Origin of the sequence: Gordonia amicalis NBRC 100051 = JCM 11271, from assembly GCF_000332995.1 — a bacterium.
GTDB classification, from domain to species: domain Bacteria; phylum Actinomycetota; class Actinomycetes; order Mycobacteriales; family Mycobacteriaceae; genus Gordonia; species Gordonia amicalis.
Genome location: NZ_BANS01000021.1, coordinates 113,364 through 124,170, shown reverse-complemented (window position 1 = coordinate 124,170; position 10,807 = coordinate 113,364). Strand labels below are relative to the sequence as shown.

10 protein-coding genes are annotated in these 10,807 nt (G+C 64.9%); 8 read left to right on the top strand and 2 right to left on the bottom strand.

Going from position 1 to position 10,807, the window contains the following annotated elements:
• The 3 genes from GOAMI_RS11390 to GOAMI_RS11380 all read left to right on the top strand — a co-directional run bounded on the left by GOAMI_RS11390 (position 1) and on the right by GOAMI_RS11380 (position 2,311).
• Positions 1 to 321 carry an ArsR/SmtB family transcription factor gene (locus GOAMI_RS11390; protein ID WP_006436652.1) on the top strand — a complete coding sequence of 107 codons (321 nt, stop codon included), beginning with the start codon at positions 1 to 3 and terminating at the stop codon, positions 319 to 321.
• Between the two features lie 32 nt (positions 322 to 353).
• Positions 354 to 1,211 carry an alpha/beta fold hydrolase gene (locus GOAMI_RS11385; protein WP_006436651.1) on the top strand — a complete coding sequence of 286 codons (858 nt, stop codon included), beginning with the start codon at positions 354 to 356 and terminating at the stop codon, positions 1,209 to 1,211.
• Between the two features lie 164 nt (positions 1,212 to 1,375).
• Positions 1,376 to 2,311 carry a hypothetical protein gene (locus GOAMI_RS11380; RefSeq protein WP_006436650.1) on the top strand — a complete coding sequence of 312 codons (936 nt, stop codon included), beginning with the start codon at positions 1,376 to 1,378 and terminating at the stop codon, positions 2,309 to 2,311.
• Positions 2,312 to 2,479: 168 nt separating this feature from the next.
• Here GOAMI_RS11380 and GOAMI_RS11375 read toward each other — a convergent pair whose 3' ends face one another.
• Together GOAMI_RS11375 and GOAMI_RS11370 are read right to left on the bottom strand one after the other, a co-directional pair.
• Positions 2,480 to 4,654 (bottom strand): 3-hydroxyacyl-CoA dehydrogenase NAD-binding domain-containing protein, encoded by a 2,175-nt coding sequence (locus GOAMI_RS11375; protein WP_024499449.1) that lies wholly within the window; start codon positions 4,652 to 4,654, stop codon positions 2,480 to 2,482.
• Between the two features lie 112 nt (positions 4,655 to 4,766).
• Complete coding sequence (locus GOAMI_RS11370) at positions 4,767 to 5,978, bottom strand: acetyl-CoA C-acetyltransferase (protein WP_006436648.1); 1,212 nt, start codon at positions 5,976 to 5,978, stop codon at positions 4,767 to 4,769.
• 129 nt (positions 5,979 to 6,107) lie between these two features.
• On the opposite strand from GOAMI_RS11370, the gene GOAMI_RS11365 reads away from it, so the two are divergent.
• From GOAMI_RS11365 to GOAMI_RS11345, 5 genes are all read left to right on the top strand, one after another.
• On the top strand, positions 6,108 to 7,277 hold the full coding sequence (locus GOAMI_RS11365; protein ID WP_040004781.1) for a TetR/AcrR family transcriptional regulator: 1,170 nt from the start codon (positions 6,108 to 6,110) through the stop codon (positions 7,275 to 7,277).
• 87 nt (positions 7,278 to 7,364) lie between these two features.
• Entirely contained in the window at positions 7,365 to 8,324 is a 960-nt protein-coding gene (locus GOAMI_RS11360) for an adenylate/guanylate cyclase domain-containing protein (protein ID WP_006436646.1), read from the top strand.
• A 188-nt stretch (positions 8,325 to 8,512) separates the two neighbouring features.
• Complete coding sequence (locus tag GOAMI_RS11355) at positions 8,513 to 8,863, top strand: hypothetical protein (RefSeq protein ID WP_238064039.1); 351 nt, start codon at positions 8,513 to 8,515, stop codon at positions 8,861 to 8,863.
• 50 nt (positions 8,864 to 8,913) lie between these two features.
• Positions 8,914 to 9,927 (top strand): hypothetical protein, encoded by a 1,014-nt coding sequence (locus GOAMI_RS11350; protein WP_238064040.1) that lies wholly within the window; start codon positions 8,914 to 8,916, stop codon positions 9,925 to 9,927.
• A gap of 297 nt (positions 9,928 to 10,224) precedes the next feature.
• Positions 10,225 to 10,758 carry a hypothetical protein gene (locus GOAMI_RS11345; RefSeq protein ID WP_006436643.1) on the top strand — a complete coding sequence of 178 codons (534 nt, stop codon included), beginning with the start codon at positions 10,225 to 10,227 and terminating at the stop codon, positions 10,756 to 10,758.
• The last annotated feature ends 49 nt before the right edge of the window (positions 10,759 to 10,807 follow it).

Below are 10,807 nucleotides of genomic sequence, written 5' to 3'. Positions count from 1 at the left end.
GTGAGCGATTTCGACGCGGACTCGTGGGCGGCGCGCTTCACCCTGCTCAGCGACCCGACGCGGCTTCGCCTCGTCGCCGAGATGCATGCCCACCCGGGCTCGACGGTCGCCGAACTCGCCGCCGCCATCGGGATCACCGAGAATGCTGCCTCGCAGTCGATCCGCGCCCTCCGCGACCAGGGCTGGGTGCGGTCGGAGAAGATGGGCCGGATGGTGCACTACGAGGTCGTCGGCGACGCGATCGTCCATCGCATCCTCCACGACATCATCGGAGTCGGTCACATATCCCCAGCTCACGGACATGATCACGCACACCCGTGACAAGGGATTAGAACACGTTCTAATCTTGTCGCGTGGATGTCTCCTTCGATGCGACCAAACGGGAACTGACGACCGACCAGGGCACCCTGCGCTACCACGAGGCGGGTGACGCCGACGCACCCCCGCTGATCCTGCTGCACGGCTCCGGCCCCGGCGTCACCGGTTGGCGCAACTACCGCGGAAACCTCGGCCATTTCGCGCAGACGCACCACTGTTACGTCATCGAGTTCCCCGGGTTCGGGGTCAGTGACGCGGTCGAGGGCCACCCGGTCCTCACCGCCGGCGGATCGGTCATCCGGTTCATGGATGCGCTCGGCATCGACAAGGCCCCCATGATCGGCAACTCCATGGGAGGGGTCGTCGGCGTCAACCTGGCGATCAAGAAGCCCGACCGCGTGGAGAAGCTCGTCACCATCGGCGGCGTCGGCCCGAATGTGTTCAGCCCGAGCCCCAGCGAGGGCCTGCGGCTCCTCCAGGAGTTCACCGATGCCCCCGACAAGGACAAGCTCGTCCGCTGGCTGAACTCGATGGTCTACGACCGTTCCCTGGTCACCGAGGAACTCATCGAGGAACGCTGGGAAGCCGCCATCAATCCAGACGCGCAGAAGACCGCCCAGATGATGTATGGCTCTGCGGCTTTCGAGATGCAGCAGCAGTTCATGGCCGCCTCCGACACGCCACCATACTGGGCGTCGATGCACAAGGTCGCCTGCCCGACCCTGCTGACCTGGGGCCGCGACGACCGCGTCAGCCCGCCCGACATGGCGATGGTCCCCATGCGGCTCATCCCCGACGCAGAACTGCACATCTTCCCGAAGTGCGGCCACTGGGTGATGATCGAGGCCAATGAGGCCTTCGAGGCGACGGTCACCTCCTTCCTGACCCGCTGACCGCGGGACTGTTCCCCTCCCGCTTGGCAGACCCGACTAGCGGGAAGACTGACTTTCGCTCACGAGATCCGTTCCCGCTCACCCGTGACCGGTGGGCGGGAACGGATCATGTGAGCGCTCCTTCGGCAGGGAACCCAACCCTTGCGCGCTGCGTCGTATTTCTCATGCCACCCTTCCCCACCGATCGGTTCGGGCTCATCCATCGGGATGCGGCACTGAACGCAGGATTCTCCGACGAGCAACTGTCCGGCGCCACCGCCCGGCGCGAGCTCGTGCGCCTGATCCCGGGAGTCTGGACCCCCGCCCTCGACGTACCGACCGGCGCGGACTCTCTGGAGAAACGGCACCGTCTGCGTGCGCTCGCAGTCGCGACCTCGGGCCCCGCCGACGGCCATCCGCTCAGCCATGTCTCCGCCGCCGCCCTCCACGAACTGCCCATGCTTCATCCGGACCTGAGCCTTGTCCACGTGACGACCGGCAGAACCTCAGGCGGGTCGATCCGCGCACACCGTCACCTGCATGCCGCGCCACTCGAGGCCGGCGAGGTGGTCGAGGTCGACGTTATTCGTGTCACCTCCATCGAACGCACCGCCGTCGACGTCGCGACGATGAGCAACTTCGACCAGGCTCTCGTCATTTTCGACGCCGCTCTCCGCGAGGGCGCCGATCAGACGGTGATGGCAGATCTCCTCGCGGGCCGTCGACGCCGAAGCGCACGAAATGCACGACGGGCCTTACCGTTCGCGAACGCGGCCGCCGAGAGCGTCGGCGAATCCTGGGGCCGAGCGCAGATGATCGATGCGGGACTTCCGATTCCGACGCTGCAACGCGAGTTCGTTATCGGCGGCCACACCTACCGCAGTGACTTCGACTGGGAGGAGCTGCTCGTCGGCGAGTTCGACGGTCTACACAAGTACGGTCGGCTCCGCAGCGCCGACGAATCGGCGACGGACGTCGTCGTCCGCGAGAAGCTGCGTGAAGATCGCTTGCGCGCCAAGGGTATCACCGTTGTCCGGTGGACGTGGTCGACCCTCGAGAAGCGTCAGCTCGCCCCGCTCCTCCAACCGTGGCTGGCGAAGCTTGGGCTCTTTGCCGCCTAGTTTCGCTCACCAGATCCGTTCCCGCTCACCGTTGAAGGGTGAGCGGGAACGGAATGAGTGAGCGAAACAAAAGCCCCGACCGGATTGGATCCGGCCGGGGCTCTTGCGTGAGAGATCAGCTACCCGCTCCCTGAGGTGCGAGGAGCGGTAGCGACGAGCCTCGAAGGGTCAGTACTTCTCGCCCTTCGCGGCCTTCTCGACCAGCGAGGCCGGCGGCTCGAAATGCTTGCCGTACTTCGACGCGAGGTCACGTGCACGATCGACGAAGCCCTGCAGGCCACCCTCGTAACCGTTGATGTACTGGATGACACCACCGGTCCACGCGGGGAAGCCGATACCGAAGATCGAGCCGATGTTGGCGTCCGCCACGGAGGTGAGAACACCCTCGTCGAAGCACTTCACGGTCTCGAGCGCCTCGGCGAAGAGCATGCGCTCCTTCATGTCCTCGAGCGGGATCTCCGTGGTGCCCGACTTGAAGTGGTCACGCAGACCCGGCCAGAGCTGGGTGCGCTTGCCGTTCTCGTCGTAGTCGTAGAAGCCCTTGCCGTCCTTCTTGGCGGTGCGGCCGTTCTCGACCATCCAGTCGACGACGGCGTTCGAGCCGTGCTGCGGAACTTCCTTGCCCTCGGCCTTGAGCGCTGCCTCGGTCTCCTTGCGGATCTTCTGCGGCAGGGTCAGGGTCAGCTCGTCCATGAGCTGCAGCGGCGCGGCCGGGTAACCGGCCTGGGTGCCCGCATGCTCGATGAACGCCGGCTCGATGCCTTCGCCGACGGCCGCGATGGCCTCGTTGACGAAGGTGCCGATGACGCGGCTGGTGAAGAAGCCACGGCTGTCGTTCACCACGATCGGGGTCTTGCGGATCTGCAGCGTGTAGTCGATGACCTTGGCCAGCACCGCATCCGAGGTCTTCTCACCCTTGATGATCTCGACCAGCGGCATCTTGTCGACCGGCGAGAAGAAGTGGATTCCGATGAAGTCCTCGGAACGCTTCACACCCTCGGCGAGGATGGTGATCGGCAGGGTCGAGGTGTTGGAACCCAGGACGGCGTCGGGCTCGACGATGTCCTCGATCTCCTGGAACACCTTGTGCTTCACCTCGACCGACTCGAAGGCGGCCTCGATGACGAGGTCCACGCCCTTGAAGTCGGCGGCGTCGACGGTCGGGTGGATGCGGGCGAGCAGAGCGTCGCTCTTCTCCTGCGTGGTCTTGCCCTTGGCGACGGCCTTCGCCTCGAGCTTCTCCGAGTAACCCTTACCGCGCTTGGCAGCTTCGAGGTCGATGTCCTTGAGGACGACCTCCATGCCGGCCTTGGCCGACACGTAAGCGATTGCGGCACCCATCATTCCGGCGCCGATGACGCCGACCTTCTTGGCGGTGAACTTCTCGTAGCCCTCGGGACGCGAGCCGCCACCGTTGATGTGCTGCAGGTCGAAGAAGAACGCCTTGATCATGTTCTGTGCGACCTGGCCGGTGACCAGCGAGACGAAGTATCGGGTCTCGATGATGTCGGCGGTGTCGACGTCGACGTAGGCACCCTCGACCGCTGCGGCCAGGATGGCCGGCGGCGCCGGCATGTTCGCGCCCTTGAGCTGCTTGCGGAGCAGGGCCGGCAGCGCCGGGAGGTTCGCGGCGAAAGCCGGGTTGGTGGGAGCACCACCCGGGATCTTGTAGCCCTTGACGTCGAACGGCTGCTGAGCCTCGGGGTTTTCCTTGATCCATGCCTTGGCGGCGGGGATCAGTTCCTCGATGGAGCCGACGACCTCGTCGACCAGACCGGTCTCCTTGGCCTTGGTCGCGTTGAAGCGCTGGCCCTGGAGCAGGACACCCATGAGGGCGTTCTGGATACCGAGCAGGCGGACGGTGCGGACGACGCCGCCACCACCGGGGAGCAGGCCGAGGGTGACCTCGGGCAGACCGATCTGGACACCCTTGACGTCCGCAGCGACGCGGTAGTGGGTGTGCAGCGCGATCTCCAGGCCACCGCCGAGTGCGGCTCCGTTGATGGCCGCGACGACGGGCTTGCCCAGGGTCTCGAGACGACGCAGCACCTTCTTCATGCCGTTGGTGGTCTCGGTGATCTGGGTGGCGATCTCGGCCTTGGAGACGTCCGAGCGGTCGCTCGTCATGTCCTTGAGGTCGCCGCCGGCGAAGAAGGTCTTCTTCGCCGAGGTCAGGATGACACCGGTGATGTCGTCCTTCTCCGCCTCCAGGCGATCGACGGTCGCAGCCATCGACTCCTGGTACAGCGCGTTCATGGTGTTGGCGCCCTGGTTGGGGTCGTCCATGGTCAGGATGACGACGCCATCGGCGTCTTTCTCCCAGTTGATCATGTTGTCACTCATGGTGTTTCGCAGAGTTCTTTCTCGTGGAGTAGGGGTCGTCGCTCCCTGAGGAGCGAGCGAAGCGAGCGGCTCCACTGCTCCCTGAGGAGCGAGCGAAGCGAGCCTCGAAGGGTCAGAGACGCTCGATGATGGTCGCGACGCCCATGCCGCCACCGATACAAAGAGTGATCAGGCCGTAGCGGCCGCCGGTGCGCTCGAGCTCGTCGAGGCAGGTGCCGTAGATCATCGCGCCGGTCGCACCGAGCGGGTGACCCATGGCGATCGCGCCACCGTTGATGTTGACCTTTTCGTGGGGGACCTTCAGATCCTTCATCCACTTCATGACGACCGAGGCGAAGGCCTCGTTCAGCTCGAACACGTCGATGTCGTCGATGGTCAGGCCGGCCTTCTTCAGTGCCAGCTCGGTGGCCGGGGTGGGACCGGTGAGCATGATGGTGGGCTCGCTGCCGACCTCGGCGAAGGAGACGACGCGAGCACGCGGGGTGAGGCCGTTGCGCTTGCCGGCCGCCTCGCTGCCGACGAGCACGAGGCCCGAACCGTCGACGATGCCGGAGCTGTTGCCACCGGTGTGGACGTGGTTGATCTTCTCGACGCTCGGGTACTTCATCAGCGCGACGTCGTCGAAGCCGGCCATGTCGGCGAGTGCGGCGAAGGCGGCCTTCAGCTTGCCGAGGCTCTCGACGGTCGAGCCCGGGCGACGGTGCTCGTCGTGGTCGAGGATGGTGACGCCGTTGATGTCCTTGACCGGAACGACGGACTTGGCGAAGTAGCCACTGGCCCAAGCCTTCTCAGCACGAGCCTGCGACTCTGCGGCGTACGCGTCGACGTCCTCGCGCGAGAATCCCTCCATGGTGGCGATGAGGTCGGCACCGATGCCCTGGGGGACGATGTAGTGGTCGTAGGCGGTCGCGGGGTCGGTGAAGAGCGCTCCGCCGTCGCTGCCCATCGGGACGCGCGACATCGACTCGACACCACCGGCGATGACCAGGTCGTCGAAGCCGGAGGCGACCTTGGCCGCGGCGAGGTTGGTGGCTTCCAGACCGGAGGCGCAGAAGCGGTTGACCTGAGTACCGGGAACGCTCTCGGGGAGGCCGCTGTTGAGGGCCGCGGTGCGTGCGATGACCGCACCCTGCTCGCCGACCGGCGAGACGACACCGAGGATGACGTCGTTGACGTCGGCGGGATCGAGACCGCCGTGGCGGGCCAGGAGCTCGTCGATCAGACCCGAGACCAGGTCGACCGGCTTGACGCTGTGCAGCGCGCCGCCGCGCTGCTTGCCACGAGGCGTGCGGATCGCCTCGTAGATGAATGCTTGATCAGGCACGAAAGTGTTCCTTTCACACGAACCACCAGTTGGTTACTCACCGAGGCTAACGCGGAATCACTTATTTGGCTATACCCCATGGTCAACGACTCTCGCTCATCGGTGAATGTGCGCTATGGTCTGTTCACCATGCCTGACCGTAAAACGACCCGCACCAAGGGCGCCGACCGCAAGCGACAGCTCGTCGATTCCGCGGCGGCGCTCTTCGTCCAGCGTGGCTACGCACAGGTGTCGGTGGCCGACATCGCCCGCGCAGCCGGGGTCACCGCACCGTCGGTGTACAGGCATTTCGACGACAAGCAGTCCCTTCTCGAACAGGCGGTCCTCGCCGGCGTCGACGACCTCGAGGACTGCACCGATCGCGCCCTCAGGCACGGGAACGACGCCGCGACGCTGATCTCGACGGTGTGCGCGCTCGCGGTCAAGAGTCCACAGACGGCATCGCTCTGGCGCTGGACGAGCAACTACCTGACCGTCGACCAGAACAAGCAGGTCGCGCTCCGCACCCGCGAGGTGATCGGGCAGTGGGCGGCCGCGATCCTCACCGGACGCGACGACCTGACCGAACGCGAGGCGGTCCAGCTCGCGTGGGCGATCCTGAGCGTCAGCGGCAGCCTGACCGTCCATCACACCCGGATGTCCAGCGCTCGTGCCCGCGAAGAGATCGAGAAGCTGGTCCGACGCCTGCTGGCGCTGAGTCCGTCGACCGCGCCGCCACTCGACACGACGCCGGTCGTCACCGGTGTCACGCGGTCACGCCGCGACGAGATCCTCGACGCCGCGGCCGCACTGTTCGCCGATCGCGGTTATTCCGATGTCGGCGTCGACGAGATCGGGGGCGCCGTCGGCATCGCGGGACCCAGTGTGTACAAACACTTTCCGTCGAAGATGGCAATCCTGGTGGCCATCGGTCACCGCAGTGGCGCCCGCCTCGAGGCCGGGGTGATGGCGGCGTACGGTGCAACCAACGACCCGGCGAAACTCTTGGCCGCACTCGTTGATTCCTACGTCGACGTCATCACCAGCACGCCCGACCTCTCGGTCAGCTTCAACAACTCGTCGGTGCTCGCCGGGCAACCCAGCGCGACCGACCTGTTGGACATTCAGCGGCGTTACGTCGCGCGGTGGACCGATCTGCTCGTCGAGGTGGACCCGTCACTCAAGCGCGACCAGGGCGCGGTGGCCGTCCACGCGGCACTGTCGATCGTCAACGACGCCGTGCGGATGCGCCGGGGAGCCCAGAGCCCCCAATTCGCCGCGCGGATGGCGTATCTCATGAAGGGCGTGCTCGCCATCTGACCTGCCGGACCCACGGCGTCGGGTTGCGCAGGCGCATCCTGCACCCAATGCGCCTCCCCCGGCCGCACAGTGCGAGACACTGTCTCCATGCCGGAAGACTCACGCTCCCTCGCCGGAGACGACCGCGGACCGTCCGTCGCCGATGTCAACGAGCCCCGCTACACGCGCGACGAGCTGATCGCACAGTTGGGCATCGAACCGGAGTTCGCCGAAAAAGCGTGGAATGCGTTCGGTTTCGTGCGCCGATCCACCGATGACAAAGTCGCCACCGAGAGTGACGTCGCCGCGTTGCGCGTGTTCGCCGCGTCGTCGGGCGCCATGCCCGAGGCCACGCAGATCGCCATGGCGCGGGCGATCGGCCAGACGATGTCGAGGCTGGCCGATTGGCAGGCCGACCAGCTCCGGGAGATCGCCGACGACCCGGACACCCCGTGGGATCTCGAGCAGATGAGCGCGGCACTGGGTCAGGTCCAGCAGCTGATCTGGCGACGCCACATGGCGCTCGCCCTCGAACGTCACGTGGAGCATTCGGCGGATGAACAGTTCGACCTGATCGTCGGGTTCGCCGACATCGTCGGTTACACGAGCCTCTCGCGGCGGATCGACCTGACCGATCTCGAGGCTCTCCTCGGTTCGTTCGAGGACGACACGTTCGACGTCGTCGTCGATCACGGCGGTCGCGTCGTCAAGACGCTGGGCGACGCGGTGATGTTCACGTTCGAGGACGCGCATGCCGCCGCTGCGGCGGCCATCCGCATCCACGAGTTGTCCGAGAACGACCACCTGCCACCGCTCCGCGTCGGCCTCGCCCGCGGACCTGTGCTGACCCGACTCGGCGACGTATTCGGCGAACCCGTCAACATCGCGTCCCGCCTGGCCGGATCCGCCCACCCGGGAACAACTCTCATCGACGACACCATCGCCGACGAGATCAGCGCCGACGACCGGTTCTATCTCAAATCGATGCCCTCACTGCGGGTCCGGGGTTACAAGCACCTCAAGGCCCGCGTCCTCGAGGCACATCGCGACGGGCCGCTCAACGACTGACCGGCAGACCTCGGTTCGACTCCCGGACTTCGATCGAGGTCTGGGGGTCGGCTGTGGACAACGATCTGCGGCCCCATCCCCGACGATCTACGCTGACGCCGGTACACCTATCGTGGTCTGCGACATCAACGGGGGATTTGTGTCGGACTTGGTCGTCGATCCAGCAGCACTCGACACCGCTGCGAAGGATGTATCGAACTGCGCGTCGTTCGCGGTTGATGGCGCTCGAGCTCACTTCTCGCTCTGGCCTCGAGGGCACATCGTCGACGTTCGGCGAACTGGCCGGCAACTTCACCGGCGCGACGGCAGACATGTCGGTGGTGGCGGCCACAGCCGATGAGCAGATCGCGTCGTCACTGGCCAACCTGTCCGGCGCGGTTTCCGCGTTCTCCGAACTGGTCCTGGACGCCAAGGACACCACCGTGGCCACGGACGACCAGAGTGCCGGCCGGATCAGCGACGCAGTCCCCTACCCCACTCGCCAAGGCGACCAGACCCACCACGTCGTTCCGCTCAGCGTCCTGTTGTCGGTGCAGTAAGCCCTATGCCACCGAGTTACAACGAGGTGACCTCGTGGAGGCCCGAGGTCATGGCGCAGATCGCGTTCGGCGTCGTTCGATTGCAGGCCCATCTGGAGGTCGAGGCACCGAAAGCCGGCAACCCCGTCCTCAACCTGAAGCTGTCGGACTGGCGAGGCAACGCCCGCGATGCCGCCGACACCAGGGCTGAGAGCCTCACCCGATGGATCAGGAACACCGCCGACGAATTCGGTGACGTCGCAGAGGTCCTGCAGACCGGTGCAACCATCGTTCGCAACGCCATCACCGCACTCGAGAGTCGAACCACTCTGGCCGACAGCCGGGGTTACATCCTCGACCGCGGGAGCCGTGGGTACGCGATCAACTTCGATCCGGCTCGTGCACCGGACGGCGCCCAGTACGACGCCGGGGAAGCGTTCGAGCACCAGTCCGCATTGTCGAGCCTCGCCACAGCGGCGGACGACACCGTGACGGCCACCCGTGATGGCATCAATGGCGCGCTCGGTGAGATCGGCGGCATCACACCGGCTTCCGTGGCTCAGAACCGCGGAATCGTCGATCCCAAGCGTGCCGCGAGTGACACGAAAGCAGTGATGGCCGGCTCTGCGACACCCGAACAACTCGGCCGCTACAGGCGAGCATTCGACCTGACGCCTGAGCAACTGGATCGAATCCGACGTGGCGAGAATGCCAACATCGAGCGATCTCGACTCGAGTACATCCGGACCGCATTAGAGCTCAACCCCCACCCGCTCGGAGGAATGGCGGTTACGGGAGCACTAGAGTTCGTGGACGGGATCGGGAGCAACTGGCAAGCCACGGAGATGGGCCGTCACGCCCTCCGCCAAGCCGATCAAGGCATGCTTCAGACGACGGGCAAGTTCCTGAGTCGTGGTGCTTCCGCTGCAGGAGTTGCGGTCACGATGTATGACGAGTACCGCAAGTACGACGCTGGCCTTCAGGACGGCGGAGACGCAATCGCATCCGGTGCGGGCGCCTCGCCGGAGGGGCCGTCGGCGGTGCTCTGGCGGGTGCTGCTGTCGGCACTTTCGCTGGACCGGTAGGAATCGCAATCGGTGCTGGGATCGGGGCTGCTCTGGGAAGTAGTGCCGGATCGAGCGTAGGCAAGATGGTGAAGGGTTGGTTTGACTAATGAGCTACCGCGAATCGGGAAGACACCGGGACAACAGTCCCGCTAAACCCGCCCAATCGTTGGCCGAGAGTTATTCCCACTCGTCTACTGTTGTAAAGACATATTTGATGAACAAACTTGCCGTCCTGCCCTCCGGGGTCACATTCTTCCTCGGGTTTCTTTTAGGGGTTAGCACATGGAATTAGACAAAGAAGGTAACTGACCGAAGATGATTGCCGCGCTCGAGTACGCGCTCGTGAACTTCGGTAGTGTTGCGACACTCGTTGCTACGACCCGTGACCAGGATTTCGTCAGCCCCCCGGCTTGGTACGACTGGGACGCCGAAGCCGCGCATGTCGCCGGCGCGAGCAGGGTGCTCATTCGATCCAAAGAACCCCCGCCCCAGTTCGCTGCAAACATCGCCATTCAATACTTCAGATTCGACACCGGCGACGCAATTCGCCTAGGCGATCTCGATACAGCACTCGATATTGCAGCATTGCCAGAATCAACCCCGCTGGCCCACCACGTTGATGTCGATGGATACCTCTGTAGAGACGAGGGCACATACACATCGAACGGCCTTGCCCTCAGAGTCCTCCGTGTGCAGGCAGCATTCAGCACCCCCATGGACGGAAAGTCTGCTCTTTCGATCTTCACCGCAACGACCACTTCTGACACCTGGTATGACATCGAGCAAGAAATCTTGGAAATGGAGAAGCATTGGCTAGCGAGAACGATCCACAACAGTGGCGGCAACTGAAGACCTACTTCACCGGAAGACTGGCAATCTGGGTCACATTTCCCCTTCT